Annotated in this window: 21 protein-coding genes; 12 read left to right on the top strand and 9 right to left on the bottom strand. The window is 66.2% G+C overall.

The features are described 5' to 3' along the window. Nucleotides 1-144: 144 nt before the first annotated feature. Together ACUSIJ_RS23980 and ACUSIJ_RS23975 are read right to left on the bottom strand one after the other, a co-directional pair. Nucleotides 145-714: a carboxymuconolactone decarboxylase family protein gene (locus tag ACUSIJ_RS23980; protein WP_449310948.1), complete on the bottom strand. Its 570-nt coding sequence runs from the start codon at nt 712-714 to the stop codon at nt 145-147. A gap of 197 nt (nt 715-911) precedes the next feature. Continuing rightward, nucleotides 912-1,685: an SDR family oxidoreductase gene (locus ACUSIJ_RS23975; RefSeq protein ID WP_449310947.1), complete on the bottom strand. Its 774-nt coding sequence runs from the start codon at nt 1,683-1,685 to the stop codon at nt 912-914. A gap of 138 nt (nt 1,686-1,823) precedes the next feature. Here ACUSIJ_RS23975 and ACUSIJ_RS23970 point away from each other — a divergent pair, with 138 nt between their 5' ends. Continuing rightward, on the top strand, nt 1,824-2,723 hold the full coding sequence (locus ACUSIJ_RS23970; RefSeq protein ID WP_449310946.1) for a LysR family transcriptional regulator: 900 nt from the start codon (nt 1,824-1,826) through the stop codon (nt 2,721-2,723). A 14-nt stretch (nt 2,724-2,737) separates the two neighbouring features. On the opposite strand, the gene ACUSIJ_RS23965 is transcribed toward ACUSIJ_RS23970, so the two are convergent. Together ACUSIJ_RS23965 and ACUSIJ_RS23960 are read right to left on the bottom strand one after the other, a co-directional pair. Then, nucleotides 2,738-3,829, bottom strand: coding sequence for an Acg family FMN-binding oxidoreductase (locus ACUSIJ_RS23965; protein WP_449310945.1), 1,092 nt, complete (start codon nt 3,827-3,829; stop codon nt 2,738-2,740). A gap of 12 nt (nt 3,830-3,841) precedes the next feature. Next, a complete protein-coding gene (locus ACUSIJ_RS23960) occupies nt 3,842-4,096 on the bottom strand; it encodes a hypothetical protein (protein ID WP_449310944.1) in 255 nt (84 codons plus the stop codon). Between the two features lie 284 nt (nt 4,097-4,380). Between ACUSIJ_RS23960 and ACUSIJ_RS23955 the strand changes: the two genes are divergently transcribed. The 3 genes from ACUSIJ_RS23955 to ACUSIJ_RS23945 all read left to right on the top strand — a co-directional run bounded on the left by ACUSIJ_RS23955 (nt 4,381) and on the right by ACUSIJ_RS23945 (nt 8,225). Next, nucleotides 4,381-6,048 carry an arylsulfatase gene (locus ACUSIJ_RS23955; RefSeq protein WP_449310943.1) on the top strand — a complete coding sequence of 556 codons (1,668 nt, stop codon included), beginning with the start codon at nt 4,381-4,383 and terminating at the stop codon, nt 6,046-6,048. Nucleotides 6,049-6,141: 93 nt separating this feature from the next. Beyond that, the gene (locus tag ACUSIJ_RS23950) at nt 6,142-7,134 is read left to right on the top strand and encodes a formylglycine-generating enzyme family protein (RefSeq protein WP_449310942.1); all 993 of its coding nucleotides are present in this window, start codon (nt 6,142-6,144) and stop codon (nt 7,132-7,134) included. A 77-nt stretch (nt 7,135-7,211) separates the two neighbouring features. Next, nucleotides 7,212-8,225 carry an HAD family hydrolase gene (locus ACUSIJ_RS23945; RefSeq protein WP_449310941.1) on the top strand — a complete coding sequence of 338 codons (1,014 nt, stop codon included), beginning with the start codon at nt 7,212-7,214 and terminating at the stop codon, nt 8,223-8,225. A gap of 120 nt (nt 8,226-8,345) precedes the next feature. Here ACUSIJ_RS23945 and ACUSIJ_RS23940 read toward each other — a convergent pair whose 3' ends face one another. Next, entirely contained in the window at nt 8,346-9,323 is a 978-nt protein-coding gene (locus tag ACUSIJ_RS23940) for an AraC family transcriptional regulator (RefSeq protein WP_449310940.1), read from the bottom strand. 311 nt (nt 9,324-9,634) lie between these two features. Between ACUSIJ_RS23940 and ACUSIJ_RS23935 the strand changes: the two genes are divergently transcribed. The 3 genes from ACUSIJ_RS23935 to dmeF all read left to right on the top strand — a co-directional run bounded on the left by ACUSIJ_RS23935 (nt 9,635) and on the right by dmeF (nt 11,853). Then, on the top strand, nt 9,635-10,426 hold the full coding sequence (locus ACUSIJ_RS23935) for a hypothetical protein (RefSeq protein WP_449310939.1): 792 nt from the start codon (nt 9,635-9,637) through the stop codon (nt 10,424-10,426). 135 nt (nt 10,427-10,561) lie between these two features. Continuing rightward, complete coding sequence (locus ACUSIJ_RS23930; RefSeq protein ID WP_449310938.1) at nt 10,562-10,834, top strand: metal/formaldehyde-sensitive transcriptional repressor; 273 nt, start codon at nt 10,562-10,564, stop codon at nt 10,832-10,834. Between the two features lie 29 nt (nt 10,835-10,863). Then, nucleotides 10,864-11,853 (top strand): CDF family Co(II)/Ni(II) efflux transporter DmeF, encoded by a 990-nt coding sequence (gene dmeF, locus ACUSIJ_RS23925; protein WP_449310937.1) that lies wholly within the window; start codon nt 10,864-10,866, stop codon nt 11,851-11,853. A gap of 4 nt (nt 11,854-11,857) precedes the next feature. On the opposite strand, the gene ACUSIJ_RS23920 is transcribed toward dmeF, so the two are convergent. Then, entirely contained in the window at nt 11,858-12,769 is a 912-nt protein-coding gene (locus ACUSIJ_RS23920; protein ID WP_449310936.1) for a LysR family transcriptional regulator, read from the bottom strand. Nucleotides 12,770-13,052: 283 nt separating this feature from the next. On the opposite strand from ACUSIJ_RS23920, the gene ACUSIJ_RS23915 reads away from it, so the two are divergent. From ACUSIJ_RS23915 to ACUSIJ_RS23895, 5 genes are all read left to right on the top strand, one after another. Next, complete coding sequence (locus tag ACUSIJ_RS23915; RefSeq protein ID WP_449310935.1) at nt 13,053-14,051, top strand: TRAP transporter substrate-binding protein; 999 nt, start codon at nt 13,053-13,055, stop codon at nt 14,049-14,051. Next, nucleotides 14,048-14,848, top strand: coding sequence for a maleate cis-trans isomerase family protein (locus ACUSIJ_RS23910; RefSeq protein ID WP_449310934.1), 801 nt, complete (start codon nt 14,048-14,050; stop codon nt 14,846-14,848). The genes ACUSIJ_RS23915 and ACUSIJ_RS23910 overlap by 4 nt, the downstream gene beginning before the upstream one ends. Then, entirely contained in the window at nt 14,845-15,354 is a 510-nt protein-coding gene (locus ACUSIJ_RS23905) for a TRAP transporter small permease (protein WP_449310933.1), read from the top strand. Before ACUSIJ_RS23910 ends, ACUSIJ_RS23905 begins: the two co-directional genes overlap by 4 nt. A gap of 6 nt (nt 15,355-15,360) precedes the next feature. After that, nucleotides 15,361-16,641, top strand: a complete 1,281-nt coding sequence (locus ACUSIJ_RS23900) for a TRAP transporter large permease (protein ID WP_449310932.1) — start codon at nt 15,361-15,363, stop codon at nt 16,639-16,641. 142 nt (nt 16,642-16,783) lie between these two features. Next, a complete protein-coding gene (locus ACUSIJ_RS23895; RefSeq protein ID WP_449310931.1) occupies nt 16,784-17,764 on the top strand; it encodes a 2-hydroxyacid dehydrogenase in 981 nt (326 codons plus the stop codon). A gap of 24 nt (nt 17,765-17,788) precedes the next feature. Here the strand turns inward: ACUSIJ_RS23895 and ACUSIJ_RS23890 are convergent, their stop codons facing one another. The 3 genes from ACUSIJ_RS23890 to ACUSIJ_RS23880 are packed head-to-tail and all read right to left on the bottom strand — an operon-like array spanning nt 17,789 to nt 21,505. Continuing rightward, a complete protein-coding gene (locus tag ACUSIJ_RS23890; RefSeq protein ID WP_449310930.1) occupies nt 17,789-20,134 on the bottom strand; it encodes a xanthine dehydrogenase family protein molybdopterin-binding subunit in 2,346 nt (781 codons plus the stop codon). Nucleotides 20,135-20,138: 4 nt separating this feature from the next. Further along, nucleotides 20,139-20,633 (bottom strand): (2Fe-2S)-binding protein, encoded by a 495-nt coding sequence (locus ACUSIJ_RS23885; protein ID WP_449310929.1) that lies wholly within the window; start codon nt 20,631-20,633, stop codon nt 20,139-20,141. Between the two features lie 8 nt (nt 20,634-20,641). Then, the gene (locus ACUSIJ_RS23880) at nt 20,642-21,505 is read right to left on the bottom strand and encodes an FAD binding domain-containing protein (protein ID WP_449310928.1); all 864 of its coding nucleotides are present in this window, start codon (nt 21,503-21,505) and stop codon (nt 20,642-20,644) included. Nucleotides 21,506-21,720 lie beyond the last annotated feature (215 nt).

Raw genomic sequence — 21,720 nt, 5'->3', positions numbered from 1 at the left:
AGCATCGAACCAAAAAGTGTGCGCACTCTTTGGAAAAATTTGATGCATTGACAAATGGATAGAGAAAAATAGCGATTCAGATTCAATGCATTTTTCTCTTGGATGCGCCGCCCCGGTCCGCCGGAGCGGCGGTTGTTCCCGCGTTCACCGCTCCGGGAACGGCTCGTCCGCGCCATCCGGCAGCGGCACCTCGAACGCGTTGATGGTCATGGAAATCAACGTGTAGTAGCCGAGAATGCCGACGAGCTCGACAGTGCCCTCGAGACCGATGGCGGCGACGCACCGCCTGTAGGTTTCGTCACTGACCCGCCGGTCGCGCTGCAGTTCGAGGCTGAAGGCATGGACCGCGGCCTCGTCCTCGGCCTCGAACCGGGGAAGGGCACCGGCATGGATGGCCTCCGTGACCTCCTCGGACAGGCCCGCCTTCATCGCGATGGGCGCATGGACGGCCCATTCGAACCCCGCCTTCCAGAACGCGCCGGTGACGAGGATGGCCAGTTCGCTCAGGCGCGGCGGCAATCTGGTGCCGTATCGGCAGAAGGCGCCGAGCGCCTGCGCATGGGTGGCCAGTTTCGGGCTGCGCAGCCAGACCCTGAGCGGACCTTCGACACCCCCCCGGGGGCCGGAGCGTATTTCATCGAAGACGACCCTCTGCTCCGGCGACAGGCTGTTCTCGTCGAGATCGGCGAGCCGGGGGCTATCATCTCTGGACATGTCGAGCGCTCCTCCCTTTCGAAGCGCGCCGAACGAGCAATTCGGCCCTTCATGATTAATTATCGACCGATAAAATTATGCGGGAGGAAAAATGTCAATCGGCTTTGCGAAATTTTGGGCTGCCGCGGAAATGAGAAACGGCCGAACTCTCGTCCGGCCGCCCGAAACGTGACCTTGGAGACGTTACTTCGGCAATGTTACTTGGTGGTGTAGCCGCCGTTGACGAGGATGGTCTGTCCCGTCATCCACCAGCCGTCGGAGACGAGGAAGCGGATATAGGGAACGATGTCCTCGATATCGGTCAGACCGGTCTTCGAGAAGGTCGACAGCGCCGCGGCCGTCTTGTGATAGGCCTGGGCCTCGGCGGATTCCTGACCGTAGAAGAAGGGCGTGTCCATCGGCCCGGGGCCGATCGCCGTCACCGAGATGCCGCGCTCGCCGAACTCCTTGGCGGCCGCGCGGGTGAAATGCTCGACCGGCGCCTTGGTGCCGGCATAGCTCGCATAAAAGGGCGTGAACGCGCCGAGCAGGGAGGTGACGAGGGTCACGATCTTGCCGTTGTCGTTCACCGACTTGCCGGCTTCCTTCAGGAAGAAGAAGGCGGACTTCGCGTTGACGGCGCTCATCTCGTCATACTCCGCTTCGGAGATGTCGAGGATCGGCTTCTTCAGCACCTTGCCGACGGTGTTGATGGCGATGTCCGGCCGGCCCACGGCGGCGACGGCGTCCGTGAACAGTTTCTCCACGGCCGCCGCCGAGGTGAGATCGCCCTGGAGGGCGACGGCATCGGCGCCCGCGGCCTTCACGGCGGCGACCGTCGCGTCGGCATCCGGCTTCGTGGCGGCGCTGTTGTAGTGAATGACGATGGCCCTCGCGCCGTGGGCGGCGAGATCGCGGGCGATCAGCCCGCCGAGGTTCTTTGCCCCGCCGGCGATGATGACGGTTTTACCTTTGATGGAATGATCGGTCATGGTGTTGGCCTCCTTCGGGATGGGCATCTGTGTGCGGCAATCCTGATGCGGCGAACATTACCGTCTGGAATCTTCTTATAAAGTGGCTCATTCTGACATCATCTGTCAGAAATTGAGAACAATGGAGAAGCCTGTCCGTTGGATCGCGTCGACCTGTTCCGTATCTTCACCCGCGTTGTCGACTGTTCGAGCTTCACCCGCGCCGCCGACACGCTCGGCCTGCCGCGATCGTCGGTCTCGGCGGCGGTGCAGGAGCTGGAAGACCGCGTCGGCGTGCGGCTCCTGCACCGCACCACCCGCAAGGTCGCACCGACGCAGGACGGGGTGGCGTTCTACGAGCGCTGCCTGCGGGTCATCGGCGACGTGGAGGAAACCGAGAACCTTTTCCGGCGGAATGCGTTGAGGCCCTCGGGCAAGCTCAAGGTCGACGTGCCGGGCCGGATCGGGCGGCTGATCATCGCCCCGATGCTGCCGGCCTTCCTCGATGCCTACCCGGAGATCGATGTCGAGCTCGGCGTCACGGACCGGGCGGTCAATCTCGTCGAGGACAGCGTGGATTGTGTGCTGCGCGTCGGGTCCGTGACCGATTCCAGCATGATCGCCCGGCCGATCGGCAGGCTGCCGCTGATCAATGTCGCGAGCCCCGCCTATCTCGAACGCCACGGCGAACCGCGCACGCCCGCCGATCTGACGGCGCACTGGGCCGTCAACTACGCCTCGCCGTCCACGGGCCGCGTGGAGGAGTGGGAGTGGATCGACAACGGCGCGCCGCGGACGCGCCCGATGCGCGGGCGCGTCACGGTGAACAGCGCCGAGGCCTATATCGCCTGCTGCCTCGCCGGCCTCGGCCTGATCCAGATCCCCGCCTACGACGTCCGCCACCATGTGGACAGGGGCGAACTCGTCGAGGTGATGCAGGACTTCTGGGCCGGGGCCATGGCGATGACGCTGCTCTACCCGCACCGCCAGCACCTCTCCCGCCGGCTGCAGGTCTTCGCGGACTGGCTGGAGAGCCTCCTGAAGCAGACCGTCCTATAGAGAGTCCGCGACAATCATTCGATCACCTCGGAAACCGGGCGGCGGGGCGCGAAGGGCAGCTGGGGGCCATGGCCGAAGCGCATCACGATGTCGGGCCGCATGCCCGGCTCACCGATCACGGCTGCGAGCTCCGGCCGCAGCCGCGCAACCTCCACGGGCTGGTTGATGAAGGCATGCCTGAGCCCGAGGCGCGTCGCTTCCAGCGCGAAACGCTGGCAGGCGCGGCCAACGGCGACCCAATGCGCCCTGTCCTCGCGCTCGGCGACGAAGACGGCGACTCCCGCCGAGGAATCGATATGGCGGGCGTATTTGTCGTTCTCGGCGGGCGCGGTGAAGAAGTGATCGAATGCGCTCCGGCCCAGGAATTCCGGCAGCACAGGGTTCCCGCTCGCCGCCGAGAACAGCCCGTCGCCGGCCGCCATGGCGCTGCGCGGACTGAAGCGCAGCCAATCCCTGAGCTCGGCCATGAAGGCCGGATCGGCCATCTGGGCGCCGTTGCCCTCCACGACGAGATCGCGCACCCGGCCGATCTGCGCCCGATCGGTCAGAATGACGACGCGCACGCCCGGCGTTTCGGCGACCTGCTGCAATTTCTCGATGTCGGCGGCCGCAACCTCGCGCCCGTCATAAGCCGCCCTGGTGGATTGGCGCAACGGGATGGCCGCCAGCAGCGGGTGGTCCGCAGGGGGGCCGGTATCGGCGACGACATAGCGTATGCTGCCGTCCTCCTGCGCCTCGATGTCGCCGCGCCGCCCGGTCGCGGCTGCGGCGATCGACAGGTTTTCCGCCACGCAGCCCAGGCTGACGAAGAGATGGTGATCGTCCGGATCGACGGCGGGCGTTCTGCGCGCGAGATCAGGAAGAATGCCGATCCCGCCCTTCTCGACGCGAAAGCGCCACGGCTGGGTGTTGTGGCTGTTGGCGGCGAGCGTCGCGTGGCGGATGAGATCGGACAACTCCGGATCGGCGGGCAGGGACTGGCGCAGCTGTGCCGAATAATCCTCATAGGCGGCTATCGATCCGACCGACAGCCGCCAGCCGGCGGCACCTACGCCTGCAAACGCAAGGGCGCCGCCGGTGCCGATGAGCACGCTTCGTCTGTTCATGAGGGATACCTTTCAAAGCTGTTTTACGCCTTCGAGGCGGCACGTGTCTTGAAACGGATCAAGCGCCTCGTGCGTTTCCTTCGGATAGCCGGCTCCATGCTTTGACGGAGCCGGCGCGGCGCGGCGCTGTCGCCGGCGCTTGCAGCCGCATGTCGGGCCGGCACTCTCTTGTCTGCCGGTTGGAGAAATCAGCTGGCCGATTTCCTTGACGAATCCGGCCAGCCGGTTCCACTCCATGAGTAGCGCTATCAAGTAAAGTCGATACATTCCACCCTGTCGCGAGCGTTATGCCTGAATTGAAAGTCCTGTAAAGTCCAGTCAACGAGCTTCGGCTGAGCCGGAGAGGGAGGTTCCGGAAACGCGACTGCCGGACGGCGCCGCGAAAACGCTGGGGCGCGCCGCCTCGTGGCACGTTTGCCTCGTCGCTCCGCCAACTCCTTGTGCGGTCAAACGATTCCTGAATGTCGACGATACAGAACCGGGGAGCCAGGCGCTCCACCGACGGATATCTGCTGCCCTGTGCGGCATTTCGCACCTACAGGAGAGCTTTCATGGATGCCAGAGACCATCACGAACAGGCAGGGGGCGGCAAGGACCTGAGCCGGCGCAATATCCTGCTCGGGGGCACCACCGCGGCCGCGCTGTCGGCTTTCGGGGTCGCCTCCTCCCGCAGGCAGGCGCAGGCCCAGACGCCCCCGGCCGCCGCTCCCGGCGCGGCCGGCTCCGAGGCAGCCGGCTCTTCGGGGAGCCAGCCGAATATTCTCGTCATCTTCGGCGACGACATCGGCACCTGGAACATCAGCCACAACAACCGCGGCATGATGGGCTATTCCACGCCCAACATCGACCGCATCGCGCGGGAAGGCGTGGCCTTCACCGACTATTACGGCCAGCAGAGCTGCACCGCCGGCCGCGCGGCCTTTCTTGGCGGCAACGTGCCGGTGCGCACCGGCATGACCAAGGTCGGCCTGCCCGGCGCCACTGAGGGCTGGCAGAAGAGCGACGTGACCATCGCGACCGTGCTGAAGGCGCAAGGGTATGCCACGGGCCAGTTCGGCAAGAACCATCAGGGCGACCGCGACGAGCACCTGCCCACCCAGCACGGCTTCGACGAGTTCCTCGGCAATCTCTACCACCTGAATGCCGAAGAGGAGCCCGAGCACGAGGACTATCCCAAGAATCCCGAGTTCCGAAAGCGGTTCGGACCGCGCGGCGTCATCCATGCCTGGGCGAACCCGGACGGCACGCAGCGGATCGAGGATACCGGCCCGCTGACCAGAAAGCGCATGGAGACCATCGACGAGGAAACCCTCGCCGCCGCTACCGATTTCATCAAGCGGCAGGTTAACGAGGGCAAGCCCTTCTTCACCTGGTGGAACGCGACGCGCATGCATCTGCGCACGCATGTGAAGGAGGCCAATCGCGGCAAGTCCGGGCAGGATGAATATTCCGACGGCATGGTCGAGCACGACGGGCACGTCGGCGAACTGCTGCGCTTGCTCGAAGATCTCGGCATCGCGGACAACACCATCGTCCTGTACACCACCGACAACGGCCCCCACTACAACTCGTGGCCGGATGCCGGCACCACCCCGTTCCGCAGCGAAAAGAACTCGAACTGGGAGGGGGCGTATCGTGTCCCGGCCTTTGTCCGCTGGCCCGGCCATTTCCCGGCAGGGACGACGCTGAACGGCATCGTCGCGCACGAGGATTGGCTGCCGACCTTCGCCGCCGCTGCCGGCGCTACGGATATCAAGGAACGGCTGCTCGAGGGCGTGGAGCTGAACGGCAGGCGTTACCGGAACTACATCGACGGCTACAACCAGTTCGACTATCTCTCCGGCAAGGCCGAGGAATCGCCGCGCAAGGAGTTCTGGTACGTCAACGATGACGGCCAGGTCGTCGCCGCGCGCTATGAGGACTGGAAAGTCGTCTTCCTCGAAAATCGCGGGGAGGCCTTCGGCGTCTGGCGCGAGCCGTTCGTCGAACTGCGGGTGCCGCTGCTGTTCAACCTGCGGCGCGATCCGTTCGAGCGCGCGCAGCACAACTCCAATACGTACAACGACTGGTTCATAGACCGCGTCTTCGTCATCGTGCCGATCCAGACGCTGGCGGCCAGCTTCCTATTGACGATGAAGGACTATCCGCCGAGCCAGAGCCCGGGCTCGTTCAACCTGTCGAACGTGGAGAAGCAGCTCCAGCGCGCCATCGGAAACTGATACGCGGATGCGGATGCGGACCGCGCTGTCGCGCGCGGTCCGTCTTGCGTGTCCGGCGCCGGTCTGTGCCGGCGCATCGCGAGCGAGGCGAACATGCACAAGGCAAAGAGACGCGCAGTCGCCGCCGAAACACCGATGATCTGGATCGAGGGCGGCACCTTCCGCATGGGGTCGGACGCCCATTACGCCGAGGAAAAGCCCGCTCACCGCGTCACGGTCGACGGCTTCCTCATGGACGAGACGCCGGTGACCAACGCGCAGTTCCGCGCCTTCGTCTCGGCGACGGGCCACGTCACCGTCGCCGAGACCTCCCCCGATCCGGCGGACTATCCCGGGGCGCTTCCCCATATGCTCAAGGCCGGTTCGCTGGTGTTCAGCCCGCCGGGTCACCCTGTCGGGCTCGGCGATCATTATCAGTGGTGGAAGTTCTGCTTCGGCGCCAACTGGCGCCATCCGCTGGGGCCGGGCACCTCCATCCGGGGGCTCGACGACCATCCTGTCGTCCACGTGGCCTATGCGGATGCCGAAGCCTACGCCAGATGGGCGGGCAAGGACCTGCCGACGGAGGCGGAATGGGAGTTCGCCGCGCGCGGCGGGATCGACGGCGCGGAATACGCCTGGGGCGATGAGATGACCCCGGACGGCCGGCACATGGCCAACACCTGGCAGGGCGCGTTCCCGTTCCAGAACCTCGCCGAGGACGGCTTCGAGCGCACGTCGCCGGTGCGCGCCTTTCCGCCCAACGGCCATGGCCTCTACGACATGATCGGCAACGTCTGGGAATGGACGAGCGACTGGTGGTCCCTCCGCCACCCGGCCGATGCGCCGAAAGCCTGCTGCATCCCCCGCAATCCGCGCGGCGGGCCGATGGACGAAAGCTACGCGGCCATGCATGCCGGGGTGCGCATTCCCCAGAAGGTGCTGAAGGGCGGTTCGCATCTGTGCGCACCCAACTACTGCCGCCGCTACCGGCCCGCCGCACGGCACGCCGAGGCGGTCGACACCTCGACGAGCCACGTCGGCTTCCGCTGCGTGCGGCGGCCGGCGCCGGGCGAAGGACACAAGAGCGGCGGACGTTCGACCTGAGCCATGCTGCCGCTCCATCTATTTGTTTACGCATCGAATTATCAATTCGATCGGCAAGCGCTTCAAGGAGATTGCCCATGGTCTCGACATTGCTGCAGTTGACCCGCCGCTGCGTCCTGTCGGCGCTCGTCGCCCTGACTTTCGCCGCCGCGCCCGGCGCGTTCGCGCAGGAGGATCCGCTTCCCTCGTGGAACGACGGGGCGGCGAAGCAGGCGATCCTCGCCTTCGTGCAGCGGGCGACGGACGAGGGCGGCCAAGGCTTCGTGAAGCGGGAGGAGAGGATCGCGGTCTTCGACAACGACGGCACGCTCTGGTCCGAGCAGCCGGTCTATTTCCAGCTCGCCTTTGCCCTGGATCGCCTCGCCGGAGTGGCGAAGACGAACCCGGATCTCGCCGCCACCGAGCCCTACAAGACGATCCTGTCCGGCGATCAGGCCGCCATCGGGGCGCTCGGCACCAAGGGGCTGCTGCAAGCGGTGGCCGCGACGCACGCCGGCGTCACGACGGCGGAGTTCGAAAGACTGGTCCGGGACTGGCTGGAAACGGCGCGCCACCCGCGGTTCGACCGTCCCTATACGGATCTGGTCTTCCAGCCCATGCTGGAGCTGCTGACCTATCTGAGGGCCAACGATTTCAAGACCTTCATCGTTTCAGGCGGCGGCATCGACTTCATGCGGCCCTGGGTGGAGGGGGTCTACGGCATCCCGCCCGAGCAGGTCGTCGGCTCCAGCATCAAGGCCGAGTTCCGCCTCGACGGCGACACGCCGGTCATCGACAAGCTGCCGGAAATCGACTTCGTGGACGACGGCCCCGGAAAGCCGGTCGGCATTCACCGGTTCATCGGCCGCAGGCCGGTCTTCGCCGCCGGCAATTCCGACGGCGACCTGCAGATGCTGCAATGGACCACGCTGGGCGACCAGCCGGGATTCGGGCTCATCGTCCACCACACCGACGCCGAACGGGAATGGGCCTATGACCGCGCCTCCCATATCGGCAGGCTCGACCAGGCGCTGGACGAGGCGCCCGCGCGCGGCTGGACGGTCGTCGACGTGAAGAACGACTGGAAGGCTGTCTATCCCGCGCGGCAGTAGGCCTACTCCAGAGCGGGTTGCATGATTGTTGAATCAGGATCCGATTCGCAACCCGTTGTAATTTATATCATTTTCTGCAACTTGCGTTCAATTTGATGCTCAAATTGAACGCAAACTGCTTTAGCGGCGGCGTTTCAGCGTCTCGGACGGCCTTTCCCCGAATGCCTCGTGGTATTTTCGCGCGAAGTACCCCATGTTGCTGAAGCCGCAGATGAAACCGACCGAGGTGACGCTCGTCTCAGCGGTCGGGTTGCTCAGCATCTCGCGCGCGTAGCGCAGCCTGACGCGGCTGACATAGGTCATCGGCGAAATCCCGTAGGTGCGCCGAAACAGGTAAAACAGGCTCCGGGCCGTCGTCTGGGTTTCCTCGACAAGCGCCTCGATGGTGATGGCGCGATCCCAGTTCGCCTCGATGTAGTCGACGGCGCGGCGCACCTGCCAGGGCGCGGCGGCGCGTGGCGTTCCTTCCAGCCAATGGCTGTAGTTGTGCTGGTTGGCGGTGAGATAGGCGACGATGACAGCCTGCTCGATTTCCTCCACCACCGCCGCCGGCAGTGTCGATTCGGTGCGGTCCAGCTCGCGGATGAGATAATCGAGCAGGCGCACCTGGGATGCATAGTGCCGGGGATTGTAGCTCGGCTGGCCCGTGAGCTGCAGCGGCGGATCGACCGGGCGGCCGATCAGCGCGAAGAGCTTGCGCGTCAGCGCGGCCGACGGGATGCGCAGCACGATGTGCGCAAAATCGTCTCCGTAGTTCAGCGACCCTTCCGATCCGGGGCCGCCGACCACGCCGCCCATCGTCTGCACCGCCGTTCTGTGGCGGTTCCAGCAGGCCTCGCCCGCCCCCCTGACGGGAAACCCCTGGACGAAGCAGTCGAGCTGCGAGATGCGCGCCTGCACCGGCGCTCCGTAGCTCGCGTAGGTCAGGCCGATCGACGACAGCTCGCAATGGTTGACGACGCTGTCGAACGCTCTTCCCCCTTCGGGAATGTCGAGGGAGCGAACGGAGAACACGGGACTGAGCCACCGAAGCAGCTCGTCGGGGTCTCGCGTGCGCAGGCCGGGATGCCTATCGAGGAGGGGTACCGTCGATAACAAGCCTCTATCCTCCGTGCGCTTATTGTTTCCAGTCAATATACATATTTTGAAGGCTTATGCATGCGCTAATGCGATATACGAGATCGATATCGAGCTGAAGTTGTGGTTTTTGCAGTATTCGTCTTTTCGATTGCTCTTATGGAGTAGCGGCGCGGCGTGGTGCGGTTACGCTGTCGAAAATTTCGCGGAGTCGAGAGCACGGTCGTTTCCTGACGGGTGCGGTTTCGTCGCGTGCCCAGGGGGCTCCGTGCTCCGCCGGTGGCGAGGGGATGCGCCAGCGCCCGGCCCAGGCATGAAAGGACGTGGCGGAAATGGGAGCACTGAAGGTCGCCGCAGCTTTGTTCACCGGCAGCCTGCTTGCCGCCGGATCGGCGCGGGCATCGGATCTGCCGATGGCGCCATCCCCCGCAACCGCGCAGGGCGAGGTTGGGGAGTGGGCTTTCGCGATAAGTCCCTATTTCTGGGCCGCGGGACTGTCCGGAGACGTCGCGCAGTTCGGACTGCCGGTGACGGTTCACTTGAGCCCGGATTTCAGTGATATCCTGAGGAATCTCGATTTCGCCGCCATGGTGATCGGCGAGGCCCGCAGGGACCGCCTGTCGTTCCTGGGCGACATCATGTACTCCAGGGTATCCGTGGGCCGGGGAACGCCGCGCGGCATCGTGGCGGAGGGGGCCTCCGTCACCTCGGAGACTTTCGCGGGGCTGCTCGCCGTCGGCTACTCGCTCGTGCTGAGCGAGGCGGGCAATTTCGACCTCGTCGCCGGAGCAAGGGTGTGGAGCGTCAACACCAACATCACGCTGACCGGCGGGGAGGTCGGCTGGGTGCACGCCAGCGACGACAAGACATGGGTCGACGGGCTCGTCGGCATCCGCGGCCGTTACAACATCACCAAGGATGTCTACCTCACCGGCTGGGGCCTCGTCGGCGGCGGGGGCGCGAAGGTGGACTGGGATGTCGCTGCCGCCATCGGCTACGATTTCAACGAGCACCTTTCCGCCGTCGCCGGTTACCGGGCGCTGGGCGTGAACTACGATTCCCGCGGCTTCACCTTCGACGTCGTCCAGCAGGGGCCTATCATCGGCCTCATCGCGCGTTTCTGATCACGACCCCCGAACGATCGTCGCCGCCGGACGAACGGGCGCCCGCCGGATGGCACGGCGGGACGAGCCGCTTCACTTTCGCCGCGATCGATAGTATAATCCCCCAGGTTATCCATGCGGGAGATCGGATGGCGCATGTCCCATACCATTCGCCAGAAAGAGAAGCTGATTGCGCGCGTGCGCCGCATCAAGGGCCAGCTCGAGGGCGTCGAACGCGCGCTCGAGGGGGAGGTCCCCTGCGCCGAGACGCTGCGTCAGCTCGCCTCCATACGCGGCGCAATAAGCGGGCTGACCACGGAGCTGATGGAGGACCATCTGCGCGAGCACATCCTCGAGGCCGGGACGGCATCGGCCCGCTTCCAGGGCGGCGAGGAACTGATCGAGGTCATGCGCAGATACATGAAATGAGCCGGCACGCCGGCGGAAAGGAATGACCGATGGGGAGCCGTATCTCTGTTGCGGGCCACGACCATGTTTTCCTCGGCGAGAACCACCGGCGCAACGAGCGCAGGGTCTGGCTGGTCATCGCCCTGACGACCGGCATGATGGTGATCGAGATCGTGGCCGGCGTGATCTACGGCTCGATGGCGCTGCTCGCCGACGGCTGGCATATGGCGACCCACGCCGGCGCGATGCTGATAGCGGCGCTCGCCTATCTCTACGCCCGCCGCCATGCGGGCGATCCGCGTTTCACGTTCGGCACCGGCAAGCTCGGCGATCTCGCCAGTTTCGCGAGCGCGGTCGTGCTGGCGCTGATTGCGCTGCTGATCGGCTGGGAAAGCTTCCTGCGCTTCGTCAATCCCGTGGCGATCAGCTTCGAGCAGGCGATCGGCGTCGCCATCGCGGGCCTGGCCGTCAATCTGGCCAGCGCCTGGCTGCTGAGGGAGGACCACGCGCATCACCATCACGGACACGGCGGCCATTCCCACCATCATGCGCACGATCACCACGGTCACGATCACCACGATCATGCGGCCCGTCACGGCCATGCGCGCGACAATAACCTGCGCGCCGCCTATCTGCACGTTCTGGCGGACGCGCTGACCTCGGTGCTCGCCATCGCGGCGCTGCTCGTCGGGCGCAGCTACGGCTGGCTCTGGGCCGATCCGGCGATGGGCATCGTCGGGGCGCTGGTGATCGCGCGCTGGTCGTGGGGCCTGATCCGCGACGCGGGCGGCGTGCTGCTCGATACCGTGCCGGCGGGCGAGGGGCTCACCGGACAGATCCGCAAGGCCATCGAGGACCACGGGAACCGCATCACGGATCTGCACGTGTGGCAGGTGGGTCCCGGCCATCACGCGGCGATCGTCGCGCTCGCGTCGCCGAAGCCGCAAGCACCGTCGCACTACAGGGCGCGGCTCGCGCATATCCGCGAGCTGTCGCATATCACCATCGAGGTGGAGCCGCTGGAGGCGGGCCAAGCATAGGGCGTCACGCGAACAATCCCCCCGGCGAAAAGGCCTCGGGGAGAAAATCCGCGAATGCCTTGACGGCGGGACGCATCGTCTGGCGGCGCAGGCGCAGGCTCATGACGTGGACGGGCGGCAGGGGCTCGACGATCGGGCGCGCCGTCACCCGGCTGCCGTCATAGGTGACCGAGGTGCCCGGCAGCGCGTTGTGGATGGTATAGCCCCGCCCGTGGCCGACGAGGCCGCGGATCAGCTCGTAGGATTTCGAGCGATAGGCGATGATCGGGATGGCGCCGCAGGCCGAGAACAGGTTCATGAAATACTCCCGCGAGTGGGGAAGATCGAGCAGGATGAACGGTTCGTTGGCAACGTCCCGCAGGCTGATCCTGTCGCGCGGCGCCAGCGGATGGTCGGCGGAGATGAGCAGATAGGGCGGCAGCTCGACCAGTTCCTCCCCGGTGATTTCCGGTGGCAGGGCGTAGGCATAGGCGATGGCGATCTCCATTCTGCCGCTGAGCAGGCCGTCGACGATCTCCTGCTGGTTGCCTTCCTCGAGATGGACGGTGATGCCGGGACGGCGGCGGTTGAACTCGGTCAGCAGGGCGGGCATGTAGCGGGTCGCCAGCGTGCCGAAGCAGCCGACGCTGATCTCGCCCATGATGGCCGAACCGAGAATGGCCATGGAGCGGTCGAAATCCGCCGCGTGCTTGAGCAGCAGGCGGGCCTCGTGGACGAAGCGCTGCCCCGATGCGGTCAGCGACATGCCCCGAGCATGATGGCGCACGAATATCGGCGTGCCGAGCTTGTCCTCCGCCTCCGCGATGGCGCCCGATATGGCTGGCTGCGATATCCCGAGCTGCCGCGAGGCCGCCGTCACGCTCTGCGTATCCGAAACAGCCACGATATAGCGCAAGTGACGCAGCGAGAACGACATCGGAATTTCCGATTTTTTGAAACAGACAATTCTATTTTACCGAAGCAGACGCCTGTATCAATATCGTTATGGCTGACGTTGGGGAACACAGCCAGAACCGGGGTTTTTCCATCATAAAGTAGCCGGATTGCTCCAAACTATATCAGTCTGCCGTTATAATAAGCATGATCATGCCGGCGGCATTATAGATGTAATTCCTGGCATAGGGATGGATACGACCCCGTGATTTGTGAACCGTGTCGCTGTTCGACATGGGTTTGCATTGAATCGGGAGCAAGATGCCATGAAAATAATGTCCTTTTTCCAGAGGGCCGGTGTGGCGGCCATCGCCGCCGCGTTTCTTCTGTCTCCGGGTATGACCGTGCCGGCTTCGGCCCAGACCAAACTGCGCCTTGCGGTTGAAACCACCCCCGGAGATCCGCTCAACGTCATGCTCGCGACCTTCCGGGACGAGCTCCAGAAGACGGCGGGCGGGGAGGTCGATATCGAGTTCTTCGAGGGTGGGGCGCTCGGCGACGAGAACGCGCTGACCGATATGGTGCGCGTCAACCGGGTGCAGGTGCTGCCGATGGGGTCGGACATCGTGCAGCTCGACAACACGTTCTCCGTGTTCGACGTGCCGTTCCTGTTCACCGACAAGGCCGCCGCCCGCAAGGCGCTGGACGGCGAGCTCGGCGATCTGCTGCGCCGATCCCTGCGGGACAAGGCGAAGCTCGAGGTACTCGCCTTCGGCGAACTCGGTTTCCGCGTGATCAGCAACAACGTGCGCCCGATCAACGCGCCCGCCGATCTGTCGGGGCTGAAGATCCGCACGCCCGGCTCCGAAATGCGCATCCGGGTGTTCCGCATGCTGGGCGCGGCGCCGACGCCGATGGCGCTCGGCGATGCCTATGTCGCGCTGCGCCAGGGTGCGCTCGACGGGCAGGAGAACCCGCTGTCGGTCATCGAGGAATTCTCGCTGCACGAGGTGCAGAAATTCATCTCGCTCACCAACCACATCTACAGCCCGATCTCGCTCTTGATGAACGGCCAGGCGTGGGATGCGCTCGGTGACGAGCTGAAGCAGAAGGTCCTGGACGCCGCGAAGGTGGCGGCGCAAAGGACGCGCGAGCTGTCCGACACGAAGGACGCCGAGCTCGTCGCCTATTTCGAGAAGGCAGGCGTCGCCGTCAACGAGGTGGATGTCGCCAACTTCCGCGAGGCGTCCGGGCCGATCCGGGAGGAAATCGGCAGGATCGTGACACCGGAAGTCCTGGCCCAGGCGGAAAGCGCGGCGCAATGAACGGTTCATCTCGTGGCGGATATCCGCCGTTTCGATACGACGGCAACGGTACGCGCGGACGTATTGGCCTGATCTTCATGGCGTCCAGCATCGTCATGGAATCGGAGATGTGGGCGATGGCGGCCGAGGGGGTCGCCATCCACACCGCGCGCATCACGCTGCCGAAGGTCACGGTGGCGGGCATCGAGGAAATGATGACCGCGCCGGAGCTGGAACAGGCCGCCCGGCATCTCGCCTCCGCGCCCATCGATCTGCTGTGCTTCGGCGGCACCAGCGCGTCGTTCCTGCACGGCACGGCGTATGACCGGGGCCTGATCGCCAAACTGCAGGGGTGGGCGCCTGGCAGGCAAGTGACGACCGCCTCGACCGCCACCCTCGCGGCCCTCGCGCACGTGGGGGCCGGCACCGTCGCGCTGGCGACGCCCTATGTCGACGAGGTCCACCAGCGGGCGATCCATTTCCTGCAGGAGAACGGCCACACCGTCGTGCGCTCGGCCAATCTCGGCATCGATGCCGATCGGGCCCTGGCCGAGGTGCCGCTGGAGCAGGTCTACGACCTCGTCCGGTCGGTCGATACGCCGGAAGCGAGCGCGATCTTCATCTCCTGCACCAATTTCTGGTCCGTGGGCGTCATCGACGCCCTGGAGCGGGAGCTGGGCAAGCCCGTGGTCTCGGCCGTGCAGGCCTCGTTCTGGCATTGCCTCGGACTGCTGGACGTGACAGGCGCGAAGGCGGGATACGGCCGCCTTCTCGACGCAAGGGTCGACAGAAGGGTCGAAGGGAGCGGTTCGTCATGAGCGAGATCACGAAAGCAACCGTCCTCGATGCGCCGGTGAAGCCGGTGCGCGGCAACTGGCTGGTGACGTTCTTCAACACGCTGATCGAATATGCGGCGATGGTTCTGATGGCGTCGCTGGCGATGCTGGTGTTCATCAACGCGGCCGGCCGCTACCTGTTTTCCACACCGCTGCCGTGGACCGAGGAACTCGTCATCAGCCTGCTGGTGTGGCTTGCCGCGCTCGGCATCGTCATGGCGGGAATGCGGCAGGCGCTTATCTGCTGCGACATCGTCACCGAGCGCCTGTCCATCCGCAAGCAACGGGTGCTGACGACCTTCTCCGCGCTGGCGGGGTCGGGCGTCATGCTCTACTGCGCCTGGCTCACGTGGGAATACATGACGATCTTCGGCGGCGACCTGTCGCCAATCATGCGCCTGCCGAAATCGATCGTCATCGGTGCAGTCTTCTTCGCCCTGCTGGGCCTCGCGGCGACGCTGCTCGTTCCGCTGTTCAGAAAGAGGTAGCCGGCCATGCTGTTCCTTGCCCTTGCCGTCATTCTCACGCTCTGCGTGCTGGCGGTCACCGGAATGCCGATCATCGTCGCGCTCGCCTCGTCCGTGCTGGTGTTCCTGTTCTTCAGCGGCGGCTGGGAGCTCGCCCTGCCGCAGCAGATCCTGGCGGGCGTCAGCGACTACATCCTGATCACCCTGCCGCTGTTCATCCTCGCCGGCGGAATCATGAACGCCAGCGGCATCGCCGATCGCCTGTTCGACTTCGCGGCGGCCATCTTCGGCTGGATGCGGGGCGGGCTGGCGCACGTCGATATCGCGGTGAGCGTCATGTTCGGCGGCATGATCGGCACTTCCGTGGCCGATCTCGCCGGCAGCGCCTCGATCATCATCCCCAAGATGAAGCAGAACGGCTATCCCGGCCCCTTCGCCGCCGCCCTGTCGGCGACGTCGTCGGGCATCGGCATCCTGATTCCGCCGAGTTCGCCGATGATCCTGTATTCGGCCGTGACCGGCACGTCGCTCGGCGCGCTGTTCCTGGCGGGCGTGGTGCCGGGGCTGCTGCTGGCGCTGGCGCTGATGCTCACCGTCGCCATCCTCGCGCGCCGCAGCGGCTGGAAGCCCATGCAGGGCTTCGCCTGGTCCGAGCTGGTGCGCACCGGCAAGCGCGCCCTGCTGCCGATGGGCCTGCCCACCCTCATCCTCGGCGGCCTCGTGTTCGGCATCTTCACGCCGACCGAGGCGGGCGCGTTCGCCGTCGCCTACGCGCTCTTCCTGGCGATGGCCGTCTACCGGACGATGTCGTTCGCCACGCTGCGGCAGGTGCTCGTCGAAGCGACGATCCTGACCGGCGAGGTCCTGCTCGTGGTCGGGTTCTCCGTGGCCTTCGGCTGGGCGCTTTCCGAGGCGCGCGTGCCGGTGGCGCTCGCCGAAATGCTGCAGACTATCTTCCCGTTCGAATCCACTATCCCGCAGATCATGCTGATGCTGCTGATGGCACTGATCGCGGGTATGATCCTCGATCCGCTGATTCCGATGATCATGCCGGTGCTGCTGCCGTCGCTGCTCGTGCTCGACATCGATCTGGTGCATTTCGGCGTGCTGATCGTGGTGACGGTGGTCATCGGGCAGGTGACGCCGCCCGTCGCCATTGCGCTCATCGTCGCGGCGCGGATCGGCAAGGAGGATATCATCGCCACCTTCCGCGCCAACACGCCGTTCCTGATCAGCATGTTCGTGTTCCTGATGCTGCTGATCCTGTTCCCGGCGCTGTCGACCTGGCTTCCGAGCGTCGTCATGTGAGGAGCGCCATGAGAAGCGCCATGTAGCGATAAGCCTCAGCCCCCGTTCCTTCCCGCGGCCGGGGCGCCCGCCCCGGCGACGTGCGTCGCGCGGCTCCGGCCGCGAGGGGTTCCCTTGTCCGAGAAACACCGTGAGAGCCGCCATGTCTTCGCTTTCCCTGAACACCGCGCCGGCGGAAAAGCCCGCCAAGCCATCGGGCGCGCTGGTCTTCTATTCCGAATTCGACGATCCGGCGGAATGGATCGCGGCCTTGCGGTCGCACCTTCCCGCGCTCGACATCCGCGTCTACCCGGATGTCGGCGATCCGGACGACATCCGCTACGCGCTGGCGTGGCGGCCGCCGCCCGGTTTCTTCGCCGCCTTCCGCAACATCAGGCTCGTGGTCAATCTCGGCGCGGGCGTGGATTCCCTCAACGGCCGGCCGGACCTGCCCGACGTGCCGATCAGCCGCCTGTCCGACCCCGGCATGGTCGCCCTGATGCGCTCCTACGCCGTGTTCGCGGTACTGCGCTATGCGCGCGACATGGACAGGCTGGAGGAGGCGCGCCGGCGCAAGCAATGGCACTACATCCACCCCACGCCGCTGGAGCGTACGCGGGTCGGCGTCCTCGGCCTCGGCGCGCTCGGCTCGGCCGTGGCGCTCGGCCTCGCCGGGCTCGGCCTCGACGTGCGCGGGTGGGACCTGACGCCGCGCCGGCTCGACGGCGTGAAGAGCTACCGGGATCCGGCCGACTGGCAAACCTTCCTCGGCGACCTCGATATCCTCGTCAACATGATGCCGCTCACGGCGACGACGCGCGGCATGATCGACGCCGGGGTCTTCGCCGCCCTCCGGCCGGGGGTGAAGTTCGTCAACGCCTCGCGCGGCGAGGTGGTCGACGAGCCGGCGCTGGTCGAGGCGCTCAGGTCCGGGCATGTCGCGGCGGCGACGCTCGACGTGTTCGAGAAGGAGCCGCTCGCGCCGGGGCATCCGTTCTGGTCGATGGACAACGTCTTCATCACCCCGCATCTCGCCAGCATCACCGTGCCGGACCGCGCGGCACGCGACGTCGCCGAGAGCATCCGCCGGATCGAGGAAGGCAAGCCGCCGCTGCACCAGATCAATCCGCAGGTGGGCTTCTGACGTTGTCCAGATCCGATTCGCGCTCTACGGCGTTCCTTCGCGCAGGTGGCGGGAAAGCTCCCATATCGCGTTGGCGTTGAGCGGCGTCGCGTTGACCTCCACACCGAGCGCGTCCGCGACCGCGTTGGCGATGGCCGCCGCCGGGCCTATCGCGCCGCCTTCGCCGAGCCCCTTGGCGCCCAGCGGCGTCAGCGGCGTGGGCGTTTCGATGTGGTGCACCTCGATATCGGGAATTTCGGGCGCCTGCGGCATCAGGTAGTCGGCGAAGCTCGTCGTCAGCGGCTGGCCCTCGGCGTCGTAGATGAAGTGCTCGAACAGCGCCGAGCCGATGCCCTGCACCACGCCGCCGCGCACCTGGCCGTCGACCACGAGGGGGTTGAGGATCACGCCGCAGTCCTCCACCACGACGAACCGGCGCAGCTTGAGCTTGCCCGTCGGGATGTCGATCTCCACCACCGCCGCATGGACGGCGTTGGAATAGCTGCCGTCCCTGGGGCCGTCGAGGCTGTATTCGGCGTCGAGGCCCGGCAGCATGCCCTGCGGCAGCTGGTCGACGTTGCGCAGCGCGGCGCGCGCAAGGCGGCCGATCTCGATGAAGCGTCCGGGATCGCCGTCCACGAAGGCGCGGTTGTCGCGCAGCACGATCGCCTCCGGGCTCGTCTGGAGCAGGTGGCCGGCGATGGCCCTGAGCTTGGCCGCGATCTGCAGCGACGCCATGTGCACGGCCCCGCCGCCGAGCGGACCGCCGCGGCTGCCCCACGTGCCCACGGAATAGGGCGTGCCGAGCGTGTCGCCGTGGCGGACATAGACGTTTTCGGGCGTGATGCCGAGCGCGTCGGCGGCGACCTGCGCCATCGTCGTCTCATGCCCCTGTCCGTGGCTCTGCAGGCCAAGACTGACGACCGCGTGGCCGTCCGGCTGCATCTCCACGCGCGCGGCGATGTAGCCTGTCTCGATGGGCACGCGCCGGCGGGTGAAGTCCGGCGTGCCGTGGGCCGTCTGCTCGATGAAGCAGGCGAAGCCGACGCCCACGCGCGTCGTCCGCGACTGTCTGCTGGCGGCAGCCTCCTCCCGGTCGGCGGCGAGAAGCTCGCGCATCTGCTCCAGCGACTGGGCGTAGGAGCCCGGATCGTAGGAGAAGCCGAGCGCGTTCCGGTAGGGGAATTCGCGGATGATGTTCTTCAGCCGGAACGCGAACGGGTCCATGCCGATCTCGCGGGCGATCTCGTCCATGAGGCATTCCTGCGAGAACACGGCCGAGGGCCGCGCCACGCCGCGATAGGTGCCGAGAGGACACTTGTTCGTCGCCAGCGCCCGGAAGGTCGCCTCATAGGCCTGGAAATCGTAGGGACCCGGCATCACCTTCGCCGCCATCCCCGGATCGCCGGCGGCGGTGAACGGAAAGGTCGAATACGCGCCGACATCGACGCTGATGTCGGCCTTGAGGCCGAGGAGGCGGCCGTCGGCCGAGACATAGGCCTCGAGCGTATGCAGGTGGTCGCGCGCGTGGATGCTGGCGATGAGATGCTCGCGCCGGTCCTCGATCCACTTCACCGGCCGGCCCGTCCTCAGCGCCGCCCAGGCGACGAGGACCTCCTCGCCGAACACCTGCCCCTTGACGCCGAAACCGCCGCCGACATCGGGAGCGATGACCCGGATGCGCGCTTCCGACAGGCCGAGCTCCTCCGCGATGTAGGTGCGCACGAGCTGCGGCATCTGGGTCGAGGACCAGACCGTCAGCACCCGGCTGGCGACATCGTAGTGGGCGACGACGCCGCGGCATTCCATCGGCACGCCGGCCTGGCGCTGGTTGCGGTAGGTGCGGCGTATGACGTGGGCGGCTGCGTTCCTCGCCGCCTCGATGTCACCGCCCTTCATCTGGCGCTCGACGAAGACGTTGCTCGTCCAGCCGTCGAACAGCGGCGGCAGCGACGGATCGCGCGCCGCCTCCATGGAGGTGACGGCGGGCAGGGGGTCGTAATCGACGAAGACCTGCTCCGCCGCGTCCTCCGCCCGATAGGCGTCTTCCGCCAGCACGACAGCGACCGGATCGCCGACGAAGCGCACCCGATCCTGCGCGAGCAGCGGCTGCTCGGAATACTGCATCTCCGGGTAGTCCTGATGCGCCTTCATGGACAGCGCGCCCGTGTCCTTGCCGGTGAACACCCAGGTGGGATAGCCGATGTCCTCAAGGGCGAGGGTGTCGATGTCGAGGATCTTGGCGTGCGCCACCTGCGCGCGCACGTAGACGAGATGCAGCATGTCCGGCAGCCGGATGTCGTCGATGTAGCGCGCCGTGCCGGCCAGCAGCCGGGTATCCTCGAACCGTTGCACGCGGGCGCCGATATGGCGCGGGCTGTCTCCTGCCATGATGCTAGGCTCCACTTGCGAGCTGTTCCGAAATGGCCTTGCGGACGGCGGCCACGATGCCGTGATAGCCGGTGCAGCGGCAGATGTTGCCGCTCATGGCCTCGCGGATCTCCGCGTCGCCGGGCAAATGCCCTTCCGACACCATCCGGTCGACGAACGGCGTCAGCGCCATGAGAAAACCGGGCGTGCAGTAGCCGCACTGGAGGCCGTGCTCGCTCCTGAAGGCCTGCTGCAGCACATGGCGCGCCTCCGTGCCGCCGAGGCTTTCCACCGTGCGGATGTCGCGGCCGTCGCATTGCACCGCGAAGGTCAGGCAGGAGAGGCGGGGGGTGCCGTCGATATGGATGGTGCAGCATCCGCACGCACCATGGGCGCAGCCGATGTGGACGCCCGAAAGCGAGAACTCGACCCGCAGGACATCCGCCAGCAGGCGGCGGGGTTCGATAGTCACGGTGCGGGTCTGGCCATTGACGGTCAGGCTGATTGCTGTCGTTGCCATGGATGGTGTCATTCCGAAGCGTTGGCGCGGGCGCGTTCGAGGCTGCGCCGGGTCAGTTCGCCGATGAGGTGCTTGCGATAGGCCGCGCTCGCAGCGTTGTCGTCCACGGGGTCGACCCCGGCCGCGACGGTGTCCGCGATGGCCTGCGCATCGAACGCGTGCAACGGCTGGCCGACGAGGGCGGCCTCGGCCTCCGGCGCACGGACGGGGAACATCCGGGCCCCGCCGATGACGATCGCCGCCTTGACGATCCGGCCGCCGCTGTGCTCCAGCGCGACGCCCGCCGAGGCGATGGCGAAGTCGCCGCGCCGTTCGCCCAGCTCGCTGAACGCCCCCGCGACGCCCCCGCGCGGGATCGGAAACTCGACCGCGACGACCATCTCGCCCGGCTCCACCGCCGTGACGTAAGCGCCGACGAAGAAATCGCGCGCCGGCACGCGCCGCTCGCCGTCGCGCGCGCCGATGACGATCTCGGCATCGTGAAGCACGCAGACCGCCGGCAGCTCGGCGGTGGGGTCGGCATGCGCGATGCTGCCGCCGATCGACCCGTGCAGCCGGATCACCGGATGGCCGATCCAGTGCACGGCCTCGGCAAAGGCGGGGAATTTCGCCGCGATCAGCGCCTCGCCGAAATAGCGCTGATGGCGCACCAGCGCCTCGATGCGCAGCATGCCGTCCCGCTGCTCGATCCGGTCGAGCGGCAGGCGGTTGATATCGACGAGATGGGCCGGGCGGGCAAGCCGCAGGTTCATCATCGGCACCAGGCTCTGTCCGCCCGCCAGCGGGCGTCCGTCCTCACCGAACTGCGCCAGAAGATCGAGCGCATGCGCGAGATCGGACGCGCGATGATACTCGAAGGTGTGCGGTCGCATGCCTCTCCTCCCAAAGCCGGTGTCGTCGGAAGGAGATTAACGTGTGCGACACGAAAGCCATTGCGCTTTTCGCACCCGTCCGTCCCCCCGGATCCGCGGGCGTCCCCTTTCGTTGGCGACAACGGCCATCGCAGCCTGCTTCTCCGCGACGTTGGCCAACCATAGGACAAACCATAATTGTATGCAATTGAAAAAACTTTGTAGACAACAGACGC

The organism is Pseudochelatococcus sp. B33 (assembly GCF_053570585.1).
This window is presented reverse-complemented; position numbering and strand designations above follow the sequence as displayed.